We start from the raw sequence: 17,615 nt of genomic DNA, 5'->3' as shown, positions 1-17,615 counted from the left end.
GGTACTCCGCGCACACCCCCGGCACCTCTCCGCGCCGCGCCCAGGCCCGACGAGCCACCTGGCGCACCCCGCACCGCATCTCGCGTCGCACCGCCTCCCCCGCACCGCGGCCTCCGCCCCGCCCCGGCCGGCTTCCACCCGCTCGGAATTCGCACACTCCGCGATCGCCAACTCACCTTCGGTGAAAGTCCGTTGAGTTCGCGGTCCGATCATCCGCCGTCCGTAACCCAAGTGCCGCGCCACTCGTTGTGCGGGATACAGGCTCCCTGTGGTCACTCCCTGGCCGTCTTCGATCACCTGATCGACGATGTGGTCAGGGTTGTGCAACCCTCAGGACCCCCTGGGGAGCCGACCGTCATGACGAGAGGAGGTGCCGCCAGTGATCGCGAACGTTTCGGCGCACCGGCGGGCGAACGCCTTCGCCCAGGCCCTGGAGGAGCTGTCCGACCGGGACTCGGCGGCCGAGCAGCCCGAAGGACCGGCACCGGACCCTGCCCCGGAGTCGGCCCCGGCTGTCGCGGAACAGGCCGACCACCGGGCGGACCACCAGGTGGATCCCCGGGCGGAACGGACCGAACCGAGCCGCCTGGTGGCCCTCGCGACCGGTCTCGGCGAGCTGCCCAAGCCGGTGCTCGACCCCGCGGTCAAGGTCGTCCACCGGGCCCAGCTGGTGGCCGCGATGGAGGCCATGCTGCGGGACGGCACCGTGCCGGGAGGCGGGGCGGCGAACCCTTTGGTGCCCGAGCAGCGCTCCAGGGCGAGGGCCAGCCACCGGGCGAGTGGGCTGGGGAAGTTGCGACCCCGTTCACGGCTCACGAAGGGTCTCGCCGCGGGCGGGCTCAGCGTGGGCGTGGCGGCGGGAGCTTTCGGGGGTGTCGCCGCCGCCAGTTCCGACGCCCTGCCAGGTGACTCGCTGTACGGCCTCAAGCGCGGCATCGAGGACATCAAGCTCAACTACCTGGCCGACGGCGACGGCGAGCGAGGCAAGGTCTACCTGGACCAGGCCTCGACGCGGCTCAGCGAGGCGCGCCGACTGATGGAGCGCGACCGCGCCGGCCAGCTCGACCACGAGTCGCTCGGCGAGATCCGCCGCGCTCTGTCCGGCATGCAGCACGACGCCTCGGAGGGGCACCGCCTGCTGCACGACGCGTACCGGCACGATCCGGACTCCCTGGGCCCCATCCAGGCTCTGGACACCTTCTCCCGTTCCCACCGCGAGGCGTGGGGCGCCCTGCGCGAACGTCTCCCGGTGCAGCTCGGGGACGTGAGCCAGGAGGTGTCGTCGGTCTTCGACGCCATAGACCAAGAGGTCGCCCCGCTCCAGTCCCTGCTTCCGCAGCCTCCCTCCCGGAGCGGCGGAGGCGGAGGCGGACACGGTGGTGGCGGAGGCCAACGGCAGAGCTCCGGACCGCAGTCGGGCACGAGTTCGTCCGGTTCCGACCGGTCGGCCGCGCCCAGCAGCCCCGGCGGCGACTCCGTCGGCGGGCGCGAGTCCAGCAGCGGCAACCCCAAGCCGTCCGCCTCGGGCACCAGTAGCGACGGCCTGCTCGGCGGCAACACCGGCGGCCTCCTCGACCCGCCACAGGACAGCGGCACGGCGTCCCCGTCGACGACCACCCCGTCGAGCGCCGAACCGGACGTCACGCTCCCGCCGCTCCTGCCGGGCCTGCTGCCCGGCCTGGGCATCGACAGCGAGGACGCGAGCTAGAGCAGTCGGCGGTACGACGGAAGAACGGCACGACGGAAGAACACGTGCGTCAGAAGAACACAGACCGCCGCTGCACCAGCAGCTTGTAGAGGGTGTGCTGGATCTGTTCCCTGACCTGGTCCGTCAGGTTGAACATCAGCATCGGATCCTCGGCCGCCTCCGGCGGATAGCCGTCCGTACGGATCGGCTCGCCGAACTGGATCGTCCACTTCGTGGGAAGCGGGATCCCGCCCAGCGGGCCCAGCCACGGGAACGTAGGGGTGATCGGGAAGTACGGGATGCCAAGCACCCGGGCCAGGGTCTTGGCGTTGCCGATCATCGGGTAGATCTCCTCCGCCCCGACGATCGAGCACGGGATGATCGGCGCACCTTGCCGCAGTGCCGTCGACACGAAGCCGCCGCGCCCGAAGCGCTGCAGCTTGTACCGATCGCTGAACGGCTTGCCGATGCCCTTGAAGCCCTCCGGCATCACGCCGACCAGTTCGCCGCGCTCCAGGAGCCGTTCCGCGTCCTCGGCGCAGGCCAGAGTGTGGCCGGCCTTGCGGGCCAGTTCGTTGACCACCGGGAGCATGAAGACCAGATCCGCCGCGAGGAGCCGGAGATGGCGGCCCGCCGGATGGTTGTCGTGCACGCCGACCTGCATCATCAGGCCGTCCAACGGCAGCGTCCCGGAGTGGTTGGCGACGATCAGGGCGCCGCCCTCGGCCGGGATGTTCTCGATGCCCTTGACCTCGACCCGGAAGTACTTCTCGTACAGCGGGCGCACCAGCGACATCAGGACCTGGTCGGTGAGCTCGGCGTCGTAGCCGAATTCGTCGATCTCGTAGTCCCCGGTGAGCCGGCGCCGCAGGAAGGACAGGCCGCCCGCGACACGCCGCTCCAGGTTGCCGACGACACCGCCGTCCGGGGCGGGCGACGGGGACTGGTGCCCGGGCTGATCCTGGGACTCCTGGGGCGGCTGTTGCTCTCGTGTCACCTGAACATCATCCTGCGGGCGGGCTCGTCCCGGCAGGGGCTGGACCTCGCGAATCACCGCCGGTTCGCCCTTGCGCCGGCTGCTCCCCGCGCTCCGGCGGCGCGACGGCCGCGCGGCGGTGCCCGCGCGGGACCTGTCGTCGTCGAACGGAATGACCTTGGCATCCGCCATCGTTGATGCGCTCCTCGGTTGGCGCTCTGCGTCGGTGGGCTGTCTCCGTCAGGTCGCTGTTGCGGCTGTCCCGGTCGTCGTGCCCGTCCCGCCTGTCGTGGCCGGGGTACCACCACTGCCCGCGAAGGGTGCGAAGGGCAGCGCGGCGATCCGGTCGACGACCCCCGCGATGGCTGCCGGCGGCAGCAGCCCGGGACCGCGGACACGCGCGAAGTCCTCGAACGTCTCGGCGGTCGTGAACTTCGGCTGGTAGCCCAGCGTCTCGCGCATCTGGTTCGTCGCCACGACCCGGCCGTGCGTGAGCAACCGGATCTGCTCCGGCGAGAAGTCCGTCATGCCCAGCGTACGCACCAGCGAGCCGGCCCAGGTGACCGCGGGCAGCAGCAGCGGCACGGTGGGACGGCCGAGCCGCCGGGAGCACTGCGACAGCAGCAGAACTCCGTCGCCGGCGATGTTGAACGTGCCGCTGTTGAGCGTTCCACGCTCCGGGTCGTGCGAGGCGATGCGCAGAACCTCGATCACGTCGTCCTCGTGCACGAACTGGAGCCGGGGGTCGTAGCCGAACACGGTCGGCAGGACCGGCATACCGAAGTACTGGGCGAGCGGCGAGTCCGCGGTCGGCCCCAGGATGTTGGCGAAGCGCAGCACGGCCACGGCGACGTCGGGCCGCCGCCGCGCGAACCCCCGCACGTACCCCTCCACCTCCACCGCGTCCTTGGCGAAGCCGCCGCTGGGCAGCGACTTGGGCGAGGTGGTCTCGGTGAAGACCGCAGGATCCCGGGGCGCAGACCCGTACACGTTCGTACTGGACTTCACGACCAGCCGCTTCACGGCGGGCGACTTCTGGCAGGCACCCAGCAACTGCATGGTGCCGATGACGTTGGTCTCCTTGACCGTGACCCGGCTGCCAGTGCCCAGCGCTATGCCCGTCACGTCCAGGTGCACGACCGTGTCGGCGTTCGTCTCGGCGAGCACCCGCGCGATGGTGGGCTGCCGGATGTCGGCCTGGATGAAGTCGGCGCCGCCCAGATGGTGCTCGGGCGGAACGGCGTCCACCGCGATGACCCGGTCCACCTGGGGGTCACGCTGGATCCGTCGTACGAACCGGCCCCCCAGTTGACGGGCCACCCCGGTCACGAGCACGACCTTGCCCAAGATCAGCGCCTTCCTTCCAGCCGTGTTTCCCGTGTGGAGCCCAACCTAGCGGGTTGTTGTTGCGCTGTGATGACCACCCGATGCATGAAGTCACGAGGACTCCATACGTATGACCAGACCCAGCCATGTGCCGCACAGGCGTACGCACAAGCTAATACGACTGTGGCCCCCCACCGGAAACCAGTGGGGGGCCACAGCCTTCACACTCTCGCTCGCGCTCTCGCAGCGTCGCGGAGGAGTAGCAGTCCCGATCTCTTGATCGGACCGACTACTTCTTGTTGCGACGCTGAACGCGCGTGCGCTTCAGCAGCTTGCGGTGCTTCTTCTTGGCCATCCGCTTGCGCCGCTTCTTGATAACAGAGCCCACGACTACCCTCGCTCACTTCTCATCACTCGGCGTTGGGCGCCATGGGCCCATACGACCTACAAGGGGCCAGCCTACCCGTCCGAGCGCTGAGGTTGTAATCGAGGGCAATCGAGGAGATCAGAGGAGATCAGGGGGGACCCGGTGAAGCCCTGAGGGTCCCCGACCATCCCCCCTCGACCGCCGTCAGGCTGTCTCCACCCCCACATAGCTCTCGCGCAGGTACTCGTGAACCGCTTGCTCCGGGACGCGGAACGAACGTCCCACCCGGATCGCGGGCAGATGACCGCTGTGCACCAAGCGGTACACGGTCATCTTCGACACTCGCATCACCGAGGCGACTTCCGCCACGGTTAGGAACTGGACCTCGTTCAGAGGCCTCTCGCCAGCTGCAGCCATGACACACCTGAACCTTCCGCACTCGACTGGCCACCGGCTTCCCCTTCCGGTGACTCTTCGTCGCTGCGTGCTCACTCCCCAATGTAGGGGCGGGTGATGCGAGTGGGGAAGAGGTGCACCCATCGGCGGCCTACTGTGACAGACACGCTCGATTGAGTACGTAGCGGGTAATCGGCCGGTAGTAATCAGACCGCACAGCGTCATCAAGTGGAACGACGACCGACACGCGCCCCTCCGCCTCTCCTACGAAGAGTGCGGGATCGTCCGTATCGGCCAGCCCGATGGCCTCGAACCCCAGTTGACCTGCACCGCAGACCCACCCGTGGTCCCCGATCACCAGCTCTGGGAGCGTCCCGCCGGCCTCGACGGCGGCGGCCAGAACGGTCCGAACCGGGAGGGGAGAGTGCGTGTGTGCGCCGGGCTCACGCCCGGCGGCCAGGGCGCCCGGTTCCCGTACGAACGCGACTCCTCGTACGTAGTCAAGGTTGTACGTGCGTAGACCGAACCGGGTCGTTATGTCGACAGAGCTACCCTGCGCCGGGGTGAGGACAGTACATCCCGCCGCCGACAGAGCGTCCGCCAACGCGGCGTAGAAACCGAGCAGTCGGTGCGGGTGACCGGTGCCCAGGAGCACGGGAACCCTGTGCCGGGCGGCTGCGGAGAGTCGCTCGGCGAAGGCGTCGAGGGCCACGAGCGTCCGTTCCGGATCGATCACATCACATCCGGTGACGCACCGCGGATCGGCCGAGACCCCACATCGGTCGGCCATCAACCCGATCAGATCCTGCTGCCGCCAAGTCCATTCGGGATCGAGTCCGATCAGCACCCTGGGATCGCGGGCGGCGAAGAGCCGATAACTCCGCAGACTCTCCTCCCGCGAGGTGGCCACGGGCCCGGCGAGACGGGCGGCCAGCAGATGGGCACGCAACGCCCCGGCACTCAACACGTCAACGATGCTGGCGCAGTCACCCGCCCCGGATGCCCAGAATGCAGGGAACACCCCACAGTTGGCGTAATCACGCGACCCTCGCTCGCCGACGCCCCGGGCGGCGCTCGTGACAACGGTGACACTGATGACGGAACAGTGACAGGAACACCTACAACTCTCCCGGCGACAGCCACGTCTCACAACACGTGCGCACCGAGCGCCAGTTGACCATCACTACAGAGATCATCACCACAGGGGGAACACCATGAAGCTGTCCCGTCGTAGAACCGCCACCAACGCCGCTCTCGCGTCCGTCACCGCTCTCGCCGCCCTCGGCGCCACGTTCGCCACCGCGGCCCCGGCGTCCGCCGCGTCAGCCGGCGGGTACGACGACCTCTGCGGCCCCGGATACAAAGTCGTCGCCACCACGGCGGTCGGCCGCGTCGGCCGGATCTACGTCACCTGGAACGAGGCGGAGAGCAAGAGCTGCGCGGTGACCATCCGCAACACGGCCGGTCCCCGCATCCACATCGGCATCGAGCTCAACGTGCTCGCCGGCCACGAGACCACACCGGTCGCGGACGCCGACGACTACTTCACGTACGCGGGCCCGGTGTACTACGACTCCCGTGGCTACTGCGTGCAGTGGTACGGCGAGGTCGGCGACGTGGAGGCGTCCGGCACGGGCGTGTGCACCTGACGCCAGGCGCAGGACCTGCACAGGGGCCGACACCGGCACCGAGCCCGAGACCGGGGCTGCCGGTGTCGGCCCCCGCACCCCACAGACTGCCGGCGTCACCTACGCCAGCAGTCCCCGCAGCGGAAAGACCGCCTTGCGCGCCGCGATGACCGCCTGATCCAACCGGTCAGCGGGGTCGTATCCCGCCTCCCAGTCCGCCCAAGTCACCGGCCACCGCCCGTCGGTCATCCGCGCCGGCGCCAACTGCCGCGTACGCGCGAAGACTTCCTGCCGCCACCCCTCCGGAATCACGGCCGTGGGCTCGACGGCCCGCCCCGCCGCGATCGCCACCAGGTGCGTCCAGGACCGCGGTACGACCTCCACCACCGCGTATCCGCCCCCGCCCAGGGCGACCCACTTCCCGTCGGCGTACTCGTGCGCGAGGTCGTGACAGGCGATCTGTACCGCCCGCTGCGCGTCCAACGACACGGCGAGGTGCGCGAGCGGATCCTCGAAGTGGGTGTCGGCCCCGTGCTGGGTGACGATCACCTGCGGCCGGAAGTCGGCGATCAGCTCGGGCACGACCGCGTGAAAGGCCCGCAGCCACCCGGCGTCCCCGGTCCCGGCCGGCAGCGCGACGTTGACGGCACTCCCCGCTGCGGGACCCTCCGCCCCTGTCTCCTCGGGCCACCCGGTCTGCGGGAACAGGGTGCGCGGATGCTCGTGCAGCGAGATCGTCAGAACCCGCGGATCCTCCCAGAACGCGGCCTGGACGCCGTCCCCGTGATGCACGTCCACATCCACATAGGCGACCCGCTCGGCCCCCAGCTCCAGCAGCCGGGCGATGGCCAACGAGGCGTCGTTGTAGATGCAGAACCCGGACGCGCCCCCGGGCATCGCATGGTGCAGGCCGCCCGCGAAGTTGACGGCGTGCATCGCCTCCCCACGCCACACCGCCTCGGCGGCCCCCACCGACTGCCCCGCGATCAACGCGGACACCTCGTGCATCCCGGCGAAGGCGGGATCGTCGACGGTCCCCAGCCCGTACGCCGCGTCGGCCGCCCCCGGATCGGCGGACGCGGCCTTGACCGCCTCGATGTAGTCCTCACGGTGCACAAGCCTCAGCGTCGACTCCCCGGCGGGCTTCGCCGAGACCACGTCCACTTCCCGGTCTAGCCCGAAGGCTTCGACGAGTCGCCGGGTCAGGGCGAGCCGGACCGGATCCATCGGGTGATCCGGGCCGAAGTCATAGCCCGTTACTGCCTCGTCCCACATCAGCTGTGCGCGGCCGCTCATGCCCGTCACCGTATCGGGCAAGTCCCGGATCGAACGACCCCGCGTACCTCAACGTCACCAGGACCAACACCATCGGAACCAGCATCGCCCCGCGGTAGTTCCACAGATCACCCAAAGCCCCCACCAGGGGCGAACCGATCAGGAAGCCCACGTAGTTGAATATGTTGAGCCGCGCGACGGCGGCATCCGAGGCCCCGGGGAACAACCGTCCGGCGGCGGCGAAGGTCTGCGGCACGATCACACACAACCCGAGCCCCAGCAACGTGAACCCGAGCATCCCGACCCACGCCCCGGGCGCCACGGCCACCACACCGAACCCGAGCGCCGCCACCACCGCCCCCGCCCGCACGACGGCCACGGCCCCGAACCTCCGCACCCCGACGTCCCCGATGGCCCGCCCGACGAGCGTGGTGACCATGTACACGTTGTACGGGACGGTGGCGAGCTGCTCCGAACTCCCGAGCACGTCCTGCAGATACTTCGCACTCCAGTTGGAGACCGTCGAGTCCCCGATGTAGGCGAACGTCATCACCAGGCACAGCGGCAGCAGCATCCTGAAAACGAGGGCGCCCGAGTCGGCCCCCTCACGGGGCGCATCACTCGGCACCGAGTCAGGCTCCCCCCCGCCCCCGTCCCGCGCATCGACGTACCACCGGCTTCCGACCAGCGCGACCGGCACCAGCACGGCCACCACAGGCAGGTAGGACACGAAGAGGGCGAGATGCCAGTGCGCGCCCGCCCAGGCAAGCGAGGCCCCGATGATCCCGCCCAGACTGAACGCCGCATGGAACCCGAGCATGATGCTGCGCCCGTACGCCCGCTGCAGACTCACCCCGAGCATGTTCATCGAGGCGTCGAGCCCACCGACGGCCAGCCCGAACGCGCCCAGTGCCACAGCCACCTCGGCCACATGGTCCCCGGCGCCGACACCGAGCAGCGCCAGGAGTACGACGGGCTGCGACCACCTCAGTACGAGACTGGGAGGCACCCGCTTGACCAACTGCTCGGCGCAGACACTGCCGACCCCGGCCAGCACCGGCACGGCGGCGAGGAAGAGGGGCAGCATCGCGTCGGAAATGCCGTACCGGTCCTGGATGGCCGGGATCCGCGTCACGAGCAGCGCGAAGGCGGCGCCCTGAGCGAAAAAGCTGAACGCCAGCGAGGCTCTGCCGCGCCGCAGCACATCTGTCATGGCGGCGAGCGTATGGCCCCGGCCTACTCGTGGGTAGACGATATGGAAAATGAATTCTGCTCACCTTTGATCTCACCCCGGAACGACTCCCCGTCAGCGACCCTGAGCTACCACCTGAGCACAACCAGTACGTGAATCCGTAGGGGAACCTGCCGAGGCACCGCCATTCCGACGCAAGGCGACCTCATCGCGAAGCATCCGCTTCATCGGCTCAACGGCAAGCGCACCGCCGACCAGAACGGCCGTCAGCATCGCCCCGACCATCACAAGAGTGCCGAGCCAGACCATGGTGTCGACGGAGAGGACGTAGACCCCCACGATCCGCGCGACGCACTCCCCCAGCAGAGCCACGCCCCACACCACCGAGAAGGTCCGCTCGGCCCGCCGAAACCGCAGGGACCCACTGACCAACCGCTCCCAGGCGGCGGCTCGCTCGACATCCCCCTTGATGAGGAACGGCTTCATCCCCTCGGTCATCATCGGCCGCCCCAGCCGGACCGACACCAACACCCCGATCCCGACGACACTGCTGACCCCGCTGTCCTTCACGAGCATCAGCCGCGCATCCCCGGCGACAAAACTGAGCAGCACCCCGACAACGTTCACCACCAGGATGAGCGCGGCCATCGCATTGACCTTCTGCCCCCGCGCCGCACTCCACCCGGTCCGCACCGCAGGGACGGCACTGCTCCACCCGAGCGCGGCGACGGCACTCATCCCGAGCCCGTCCTTGAATACGTAGTACGACCCGAGAGGCACCCCCACGTCGAGGACCAACGGCAGAAAACTCCGTCGAAGGGAGGCTGAGTTCGTCGTCGTACCCGTCGTAGCTGTTGTCATGCCTCAAGCCTCGCGGTCACCCCCACCCCACCAACAGAAACGATCGTCCATACCCGGAGATGACAATTGTCAGCCGCCACCCATGCTCAACCTCAAACAACCAGCTCAGCCAACTCACCCATGCTGCCGAAGAGTTGAGTGGCCCCGACCAGCCGCTCGGCAGGAGTCATGGCAGTGAACCCGAGCACATCCATCCCGGCCGCAACAGCGGCCCGCACCCCCAACGGACTGTCCTCCACCACCACACACCTGCCAGTCGCCACCCCCATCCGCTCCGCCGCATAAAGAAACAGATCGGGCGCCGGCTTCCCCCGCCCCACATCCTGCGCACTGAAAACCCGCCCACCGTCGAACCACCGCTCGAGCCCGGTACTCCGATGCCCCACCCGGATCCGCTCATGACTCCCGGAGGAAGCCACGCAGTACGGCACTCCGTCAGCAACCAGCTTCTCCAGTACGTCGACCACACCGGCCACCGGCTTCAACTCCCGCTCGAAAGCAGCGAACACCCGGGCATGGAAGACGTCATCGAAATCGTCCGGCAACCGCCGCCCACTCCTCTCCTCCACCAGATCGTGCACGCGGTGCATGGCGGACCCCATGTAGTCGCGAAGGGAGTCCTCGTACGAGGTCGGATGCCCGAGTTCGGTGAGGTAGGCGGCCAGAAGTGTATTGGAGATCGACTCACTGTCGACGAGAACACCGTCGTTGTCGAAGATGACGAGGTCATAGCGCATAACTGGACCCTAAATGACCGGATAACTCTGGAACGCAGAAAAGCCCCGTTCCGGTGTACCCGGTACGGGGCTTTTCGCAATATTTGTTCGGCGGTGTCCTACTCTCCCACAGGGTCCCCCCTGCAGTACCATCGGCGCTGTGAGGCTTAGCTTCCGGGTTCGGAATGTAACCGGGCGTTTCCCTCACGCTATGACCACCGAAACACGGTGAAACACATCAACCGCACCACACCCGTGACCTTGGGTGTGGGGTTGTTCGTGGTTTCAGAACCAACACAGTGGACGCGAGCAACTGAGGACAAGCCCTCGGCCTATTAGTACCAGTCACCTCCACCCGTTGCCGGGCTTCCAGATCTGGCCTATCAACCCAGTCGTCTACTGGGAGCCTTACCCCATCTAGTGGGTGGGAACACTCATCTCGAAGCAGGCTTCCCGCTTAGATGCTTTCAGCGGTTATCCCTCCCGAACGTAGCCAACCAGCCATGCCCTTGGCAGGACAACTGGCACACCAGAGGTTCGTCCGTCCCGGTCCTCTCGTACTAGGGACAGCCCTTCTCAATGTTCCTGCGCGCGCAGCGGATAGGGACCGAACTGTCTCACGACGTTCTAAACCCAGCTCGCGTACCGCTTTAATGGGCGAACAGCCCAACCCTTGGGACCGACTCCAGCCCCAGGATGCGACGAGCCGACATCGAGGTGCCAAACCATCCCGTCGATATGGACTCTTGGGGAAGATCAGCCTGTTATCCCCGGGGTACCTTTTATCCGTTGAGCGACGGCGCTTCCACAAGCCACCGCCGGATCACTAGTCCCGACTTTCGTCCCTGCTCGACCCGTCGGTCTCACAGTCAAGCTCCCTTGTGCACTTACACTCAACACCTGATTGCCAACCAGGCTGAGGGAACCTTTGGGCGCCTCCGTTACTCTTTAGGAGGCAACCGCCCCAGTTAAACTACCCATCAGACACTGTCCCTGATCCGGATCACGGACCCAGGTTAGACATCCAGCACGACCAGACTGGTATTTCAACGACGACTCCACAAACACTGGCGTGCCCGCTTCAAAGTCTCCCAGCTATCCTACACAAGCCGAACCGAACACCAATATCAAACTATAGTAAAGGTCCCGGGGTCTTTCCGTCCTGCTGCGCGAAACGAGCATCTTTACTCGTAGTGCAATTTCACCGGGCCTATGGTTGAGACAGTCGAGAAGTCGTTACGCCATTCGTGCAGGTCGGAACTTACCCGACAAGGAATTTCGCTACCTTAGGATGGTTATAGTTACCACCGCCGTTTACTGGCGCTTAAGTTCTCAGCTTCGCCACCCCGAAGAGTGACTAACCGGTCCCCTTAACGTTCCAGCACCGGGCAGGCGTCAGTCCGTATACATCGCCTTACGGCTTCGCACGGACCTGTGTTTTTAGTAAACAGTCGCTTCTCGCTGGTCTCTGCGGCCACCCCCAGCTCATGAAGTAAATTCAATCACCGGTGATGGCCCCCCTTCTCCCGAAGTTACGGGGGCATTTTGCCGAGTTCCTTAACCATAGTTCACCCGAACGCCTCGGTATTCTCTACCTGACCACCTGAGTCGGTTTAGGGTACGGGCCGCCATGAAACTCGCTAGAGGCTTTTCTCGACAGCATAGGATCATCCACTTCACCACAATCGGCTCGGCATCAGGTCTCAGACTCATGATGTGCGGATTTACCTACACACCGTCCTACACCCTTACCCCGGGACAACCACCGCCCGGGATGGACTACCTTCCTGCGTCACCCCATCACTCACCTACTGCAGGTCTGGTCCGCCGGCTCCACCACTCCCCCTTGCCCGAAGGCTCCGGGGCGGCTTCACGGACTTAGCATCGCCTGGTTCAATGTTTGACGCTTCACAGCGGGTACCGGAATATCAACCGGTTATCCATCGACTACGCCTGTCGGCCTCGCCTTAGGTCCCGACTTACCCTGGGCAGATCAGCTTGACCCAGGAACCCTTAGTCAATCGGCGCACACGTTTCCCACGTGTGTATCGCTACTCATGCCTGCATTCTCACTCGTGAACCGTCCACCACTAGCTTCCGCTGCAGCTTCACCCGGCACACGACGCTCCCCTACCCATCCCAACGGGCGTTGGCCCTATTGCTGGAATGACACGACTTCGGCGGTACGCTTGAGCCCCGCTACATTGTCGGCGCGGAATCACTAGACCAGTGAGCTATTACGCACTCTTTCAAGGGTGGCTGCTTCTAAGCCAACCTCCTGGTTGTCTGTGCGACTCCACATCCTTTCCCACTTAGCGTACGCTTAGGGGCCTTAGTCGATGCTCTGGGCTGTTTCCCTCTCGACCATGGAGCTTATCCCCCACAGTCTCACTGCCGTGCTCTCACTTACCGGCATTCGGAGTTTGGCTAAGGTCAGTAACCCGGTAGGGCCCATCGCCTATCCAGTGCTCTACCTCCGGCAAGAAACACACGACGCTGCACCTAAATGCATTTCGGGGAGAACCAGCTATCACGGAGTTTGATTGGCCTTTCACCCCTAACCACAGGTCATCCCCCAGGTTTTCAACCCTGGTGGGTTCGGTCCTCCACGAAGTCTTACCTCCGCTTCAACCTGCCCATGGCTAGATCACTCCGCTTCGGGTCTTGAGCGCGCTACTAAAACGCCCTATTCGGACTCGCTTTCGCTACGGCTTCCCCACACGGGTTAACCTCGCAACACACCGCAAACTCGCAGGCTCATTCTTCAAAAGGCACGCAGTCACGACTGTATGTGCAAGCACATACAGCGACGCTCCCACGGCTTGTAGGCACACGGTTTCAGGTACTATTTCACTCCGCTCCCGCGGTACTTTTCACCATTCCCTCACGGTACTATCCGCTATCGGTCACCAGGGAATATTTAGGCTTAACGGGTGGTCCCGCCAGATTCACACGGGATTTCTCGGGCCCCGTGCTACTTGGGTGTCTCTCAAACGAGCCGTTAATGTTTCGACTACGGGGGTCTTACCCTCTACGCCGGACCTTTCGCATGTCCTTCGCCTACATCAACGGTTTCTGACTCGTCTCACGGCCGGCAGACCGTGAAAGAGAGATCCCACAACCCCGCACACGCAACCCCTGCCGGGTCTCACACGTATACGGTTTGGCCTCATCCGGTTTCGCTCGCCACTACTCCCGGAATCACGGTTGTTTTCTCTTCCTGCGGGTACTGAGATGTTTCACTTCCCCGCGTTCCCTCCACACACCCTATGTGTTCAGATGTGGGTGACAGCCCATGACGACTGCCGGGTTTCCCCATTCGGAAACCCCCGGATCAAAGCCTGGTTGACGACTCCCCGGGGACTATCGTGGCCTCCCACGTCCTTCATCGGTTCCTGGTGCCAAGGCATCCACCGTGCGCCCTTAAAAACTTGGCCACAGATGCTCGCGTCCACTGTGCAGTTCTCAAACAACGACCAACCACCCGTCACAACCCGCCGAAGCAGATCTTTACCGGGGTCGGCACTGAAGGCAGCCGTTACCGGCCGTACCCTCAGACACCCAACAGCGTGCCCGACCCGTCCCCGCCCGGAGATCATGCTTTCCACGCCCTCTTGCGAGAGCAGTACTTGCAGCCTCCGACCCGTGAAACCGGCCGAATAATCAACGTTCCACCCATGAGCAACCACCGCCGGACGTATGCCGACGTAATGGCCCTGGACCACCAGGACATGCCTGGCGGCCTAGATGCTCCTTAGAAAGGAGGTGATCCAGCCGCACCTTCCGGTACGGCTACCTTGTTACGACTTCGTCCCAATCGCCAGTCCCACCTTCGACAGCTCCCTCCCCGTGAGGGGTTGGGCCACCGGCTTCGGGTGTTACCGACTTTCGTGACGTGACGGGCGGTGTGTACAAGGCCCGGGAACGTATTCACCGCAGCAATGCTGATCTGCGATTACTAGCAACTCCGACTTCATGGGGTCGAGTTGCAGACCCCAATCCGAACTGAGACCGGCTTTTTGAGATTCGCTCCGCCTCACGGCATCGCAGCTCATTGTACCGGCCATTGTAGCACGTGTGCAGCCCAAGACATAAGGGGCATGATGACTTGACGTCGTCCCCACCTTCCTCCGAGTTGACCCCGGCAGTCTCCTGTGAGTCCCCATCACCCCGAAGGGCATGCTGGCAACACAGAACAAGGGTTGCGCTCGTTGCGGGACTTAACCCAACATCTCACGACACGAGCTGACGACAGCCATGCACCACCTGTACACCGACCACAAGGGGGGCACCATCTCTGATGCTTTCCGGTGTATGTCAAGCCTTGGTAAGGTTCTTCGCGTTGCGTCGAATTAAGCCACATGCTCCGCTGCTTGTGCGGGCCCCCGTCAATTCCTTTGAGTTTTAGCCTTGCGGCCGTACTCCCCAGGCGGGGAACTTAATGCGTTAGCTGCGGCACCGACGACGTGGAATGTCGCCAACACCTAGTTCCCACCGTTTACGGCGTGGACTACCAGGGTATCTAATCCTGTTCGCTCCCCACGCTTTCGCTCCTCAGCGTCAGTAATGGCCCAGAGATCCGCCTTCGCCACCGGTGTTCCTCCTGATATCTGCGCATTTCACCGCTACACCAGGAATTCCGATCTCCCCTACCACACTCTAGTCTGCCCGTATCGAATGCAGACCCGGGGTTAAGCCCCGGGCTTTCACATCCGACGCGACAGACCGCCTACGAGCTCTTTACGCCCAATAATTCCGGACAACGCTTGCGCCCTACGTATTACCGCGGCTGCTGGCACGTAGTTAGCCGGCGCTTCTTCTGCAGGTACCGTCACTTTCGCTTCTTCCCTGCTGAAAGAGGTTTACAACCCGAAGGCCGTCATCCCTCACGCGGCGTCGCTGCATCAGGCTTTCGCCCATTGTGCAATATTCCCCACTGCTGCCTCCCGTAGGAGTCTGGGCCGTGTCTCAGTCCCAGTGTGGCCGGTCGCCCTCTCAGGCCGGCTACCCGTCGTCGCCTTGGTGAGCCACTACCTCACCAACAAGCTGATAGGCCGCGGGCTCATCCTGCACCGCCGGAGCTTTGAACCCACCCCCATGCGAGGGAAGGTATTATCCGGTATTAGACCCCGTTTCCAGGGCTTGTCCCAGAGTGCAGGGCAGATTGCCCACGTGTTACTCACCCGTTCGCCACTAATCCACCCCGAAAGGCTTCATCGTTCGACTTGCATGTGTTAAGCACGCCGCCAGCGTTCGTCCTGAGCCAGGATCAAACTCTCCGTGAATGTCAACCCGTAATCGGGTCACACCACGAGAGCGGAACAGTCAAGCGGAATAAGCCCGACCGTTCACAGCGTCCTCGCTGTGTTTACTACTTCAAAGGAACCTCGCCCTCCCGAACGGGAGAGACGGGGTATCAACATATCTGGCGTTGATTTTTGGCACGCTGTTGAGTTCTCAAGGAACGGACGCTTCCTTTGTACTCACCCGAGAGACTCTCTCAGGCTTTCCTCCGGGCAGTTTCCCTTCGGTCTTGCTGTCTTGCGTTTCCGACTCTATCAGACCGTTTCCCGATCCGATTTCCTCGGTGCTTTCCAGGTTTCCGCTTTCGCGTTTCCCTTTCCGGCGACTCCGACTCTATCAGATCCTTTCGGGCCTGATTCCCAGTCAGCGGGGCTTGTCTTCCCGGCTGTTGGGCCGTTCCGACGAGTGAGACTTTAGCGGATTCCTTGTCCCCGAGCTAATCGGGGGTGCGTCCTTTCGAACGCGGATTCCTCATTTCGCAAATACGCATGCCAATGACACGCCACCGGCGCGACGACAGGTCGTCGACCGTTGTTGAGTACCTGCGGAATGGCTGTCCGGGGACCGACCGGAGTCGGCGCTCACGTCGGACAACTCGGAGAACACTACGTAGGGGGCTGAGGTGTGTCAACTCGATGTCGGAGGGGGCCTGGGCGGCGTAGTCTCGTGAACGTGACTACGCATACGTGCACCCAGCAGTGGCGGGCCGCCTGACGGCGGCCGTACACACGTATGTACTCAACGGCCGCCGCCTCGGCGGCCGTTCTTGTTTCTCCCTCCAGAGGAGTCGGCCGGCCGGGTGCGGTGGTCTCGACCAGGAGTGGGGAAGAGATGACGCGGGTCTTCAGCGGGGTCAAGCCGACCGGACATCTGACACTGGGGAACTACCTGGGGGCCATGCGGCGGTGGGCCGCGGTGGACCAGCACCGGGCGGACTCCCTGTTCTGCATCGTTGATCTGCACGCGCTGACTGTGGACCACGATCCCGCGCGCGTGCGGCGACTCAGCCGACAGGCGGCCACACTGCTGCTGGCCTCGGGCCTCGATCCGGAGTTGTGCACCGTCTTCGTACAGAGTCATGTGGACGAGCACACTCGGCTGTCGTACGTGCTGGAGTGCGTCGCCTCCGACGGGGAGATGCGGCGGATGATCCAGTACCGGGAGAAGGCGGCACGGGAGCGGGCGCGGGGTGGGAGTGTGCGGCTGTCGTTGCTGACGTATCCCGTGCTGATGGCGGCGGACATCCTGGCGTACGGGGCCGATGAGGTTCCGGTCGGGGACGATCAGACGCAGCACGTCGAGCTGACCCGGGATCTGGCGGTGCGGTTCAACCAGCGGTACGGGCATACGTTCGTGGTGCCGCGGGCCACGCGTCCGGCGGTGGGTGCGCGGGTCATGAATCTTCAGGAGCCGACGTCGAAGATGGGTAAGAGTGAGGACGTCGGGCCGGGGATCGTCTATCTGCTCGATGAGCCCGATGTGGTGCGGAAGAAGGTCATGCGGGCCGTGACCGACAGCGGGCAGGATGTCGTGTACGACCCGGAGGAGCGGCCCGGGGTCGCGAATCTGCTGGAGATTCTGGCGGCTTGCACGGGTGGGGATCCGGCAGAGCTGAGTGGTGCGTATGAGTCGTACGGCGATGTGAAGAGGGACACCGCGGAGGCCGTGGTCGAGCTGCTCAAGCCCGTGCGGGAAAGGCACAGGGAGTTGTGCGCGGATCCTGTGTTTGTGGAGGGGGTGCTCCGGGACGGGGCCGAGAGAGCGCGGGCGATGGCCCGGCCGACCGTTGATGCCGCCTATCGCGCGATCGGGCTGCTGCCTGCGGCTTCCGGGGCCGAAGCCGTATCTGGGCCCGAGGCCGTGGTGAACACGGCCCGGTAGGCGCGG

Annotated in this window: 12 protein-coding genes and 3 rRNA genes; 3 read left to right on the top strand and 12 right to left on the bottom strand. The window is 65.0% G+C overall.

All coding sequences use genetic code 11. The annotated features are described in order from the left end of the window. The first annotated feature begins 379 nt into the window (after nt 1-379). Nucleotides 380-1,708, top strand: coding sequence for a DUF5667 domain-containing protein (locus OG734_RS28230; RefSeq protein ID WP_330290284.1), 1,329 nt, complete (start codon nt 380-382; stop codon nt 1,706-1,708). A 49-nt stretch (nt 1,709-1,757) separates the two neighbouring features. On the opposite strand, the gene OG734_RS28225 is transcribed toward OG734_RS28230, so the two are convergent. The 5 genes from OG734_RS28225 to OG734_RS28205 form a co-directional block, all read right to left on the bottom strand. Continuing rightward, nucleotides 1,758-2,855, bottom strand: a complete 1,098-nt coding sequence (locus OG734_RS28225) for a lysophospholipid acyltransferase family protein (RefSeq protein WP_330290283.1) — start codon at nt 2,853-2,855, stop codon at nt 1,758-1,760. A 48-nt stretch (nt 2,856-2,903) separates the two neighbouring features. Further along, entirely contained in the window at nt 2,904-4,010 is a 1,107-nt protein-coding gene (locus tag OG734_RS28220) for an NAD-dependent epimerase/dehydratase family protein (RefSeq protein WP_330290282.1), read from the bottom strand. Between the two features lie 268 nt (nt 4,011-4,278). Beyond that, nucleotides 4,279-4,377, bottom strand: coding sequence for a 30S ribosomal protein bS22 (locus OG734_RS28215; RefSeq protein WP_003948845.1), 99 nt, complete (start codon nt 4,375-4,377; stop codon nt 4,279-4,281). Nucleotides 4,378-4,560: 183 nt separating this feature from the next. Further along, a complete protein-coding gene (locus tag OG734_RS28210) occupies nt 4,561-4,773 on the bottom strand; it encodes a helix-turn-helix domain-containing protein (RefSeq protein WP_004984898.1) in 213 nt (70 codons plus the stop codon). Between the two features lie 130 nt (nt 4,774-4,903). Further along, nucleotides 4,904-5,719 (bottom strand): phosphatase, encoded by an 816-nt coding sequence (locus OG734_RS28205; protein ID WP_330290281.1) that lies wholly within the window; start codon nt 5,717-5,719, stop codon nt 4,904-4,906. Between the two features lie 247 nt (nt 5,720-5,966). Here OG734_RS28205 and OG734_RS28200 point away from each other — a divergent pair, with 247 nt between their 5' ends. Then, nucleotides 5,967-6,401, top strand: coding sequence for a spore-associated protein A (locus OG734_RS28200; protein ID WP_330290280.1), 435 nt, complete (start codon nt 5,967-5,969; stop codon nt 6,399-6,401). Between the two features lie 99 nt (nt 6,402-6,500). Here OG734_RS28200 and OG734_RS28195 read toward each other — a convergent pair whose 3' ends face one another. The 7 genes from OG734_RS28195 to OG734_RS28165 form a co-directional block, all read right to left on the bottom strand. Then, the gene (locus OG734_RS28195) at nt 6,501-7,676 is read right to left on the bottom strand and encodes an acetoin utilization protein AcuC (protein ID WP_330290279.1); all 1,176 of its coding nucleotides are present in this window, start codon (nt 7,674-7,676) and stop codon (nt 6,501-6,503) included. Continuing rightward, nucleotides 7,627-8,868 (bottom strand): MFS transporter, encoded by a 1,242-nt coding sequence (locus tag OG734_RS28190; RefSeq protein WP_330290278.1) that lies wholly within the window; start codon nt 8,866-8,868, stop codon nt 7,627-7,629. Before OG734_RS28190 ends, OG734_RS28195 begins: the two co-directional genes overlap by 50 nt. 93 nt (nt 8,869-8,961) lie before the next feature. Further along, nucleotides 8,962-9,708, bottom strand: coding sequence for a VC0807 family protein (locus OG734_RS28185; protein WP_330290277.1), 747 nt, complete (start codon nt 9,706-9,708; stop codon nt 8,962-8,964). 92 nt (nt 9,709-9,800) lie between these two features. Further along, nucleotides 9,801-10,445, bottom strand: a complete 645-nt coding sequence (locus OG734_RS28180; RefSeq protein WP_330290276.1) for an HAD family hydrolase — start codon at nt 10,443-10,445, stop codon at nt 9,801-9,803. An 85-nt stretch (nt 10,446-10,530) separates the two neighbouring features. After that, a 5S ribosomal RNA gene (gene rrf, locus OG734_RS28175) occupies nt 10,531-10,647 on the bottom strand. A 92-nt stretch (nt 10,648-10,739) separates the two neighbouring features. Then, nucleotides 10,740-13,861: ribosomal RNA gene (locus OG734_RS28170) — 23S ribosomal RNA — on the bottom strand. A gap of 321 nt (nt 13,862-14,182) precedes the next feature. Further along, nucleotides 14,183-15,709: ribosomal RNA gene (locus OG734_RS28165) — 16S ribosomal RNA — on the bottom strand. The 16S, 23S and 5S rRNA genes sit together here, the layout of an rRNA operon. Nucleotides 15,710-16,559: 850 nt before the next feature. On the opposite strand from OG734_RS28165, the gene trpS reads away from it, so the two are divergent. Then, nucleotides 16,560-17,609 (top strand): tryptophan--tRNA ligase, encoded by a 1,050-nt coding sequence (gene trpS / locus OG734_RS28160; RefSeq protein WP_330290275.1) that lies wholly within the window; start codon nt 16,560-16,562, stop codon nt 17,607-17,609. The last annotated feature ends 6 nt before the right edge of the window (nt 17,610-17,615 follow it).

The sequence above is a fragment of the Streptomyces sp. NBC_00576 genome (assembly GCF_036345175.1).
GTDB lineage: Bacteria > Actinomycetota > Actinomycetes > Streptomycetales > Streptomycetaceae > Streptomyces.
This window is presented reverse-complemented; position numbering and strand designations above follow the sequence as displayed.

Bases quoted from the DNA above. Each gene is read 5' to 3' on its own strand.
- OG734_RS28210 (WP_004984898.1), bottom strand. From the start codon at position 4,773: ATGGCTGCAGCTGGCGAGAGGCCTCTGAACGAGGTCCAGTTCCTAACC.
- OG734_RS28180 (WP_330290276.1), bottom strand. From the start codon at position 10,445: ATGCGCTATGACCTCGTCATCTTCGACAACGACGGTGTTCTCGTCGAC.
- OG734_RS28200 (WP_330290280.1), top strand. From the start codon at position 5,967: ATGAAGCTGTCCCGTCGTAGAACCGCCACCAACGCCGCTCTCGCGTCC.
- OG734_RS28195 (WP_330290279.1), bottom strand. From the start codon at position 7,676: ATGAGCGGCCGCGCACAGCTGATGTGGGACGAGGCAGTAACGGGCTAT.
- OG734_RS28225 (WP_330290283.1), bottom strand. From the start codon at position 2,855: ATGGCGGATGCCAAGGTCATTCCGTTCGACGACGACAGGTCCCGCGCG.
- OG734_RS28190 (WP_330290278.1), bottom strand. From the start codon at position 8,868: ATGACAGATGTGCTGCGGCGCGGCAGAGCCTCGCTGGCGTTCAGCTTT.
- trpS (WP_330290275.1), top strand. From the start codon at position 16,560: ATGACGCGGGTCTTCAGCGGGGTCAAGCCGACCGGACATCTGACACTG.
- OG734_RS28185 (WP_330290277.1), bottom strand. From the start codon at position 9,708: ATGACAACAGCTACGACGGGTACGACGACGAACTCAGCCTCCCTTCGA.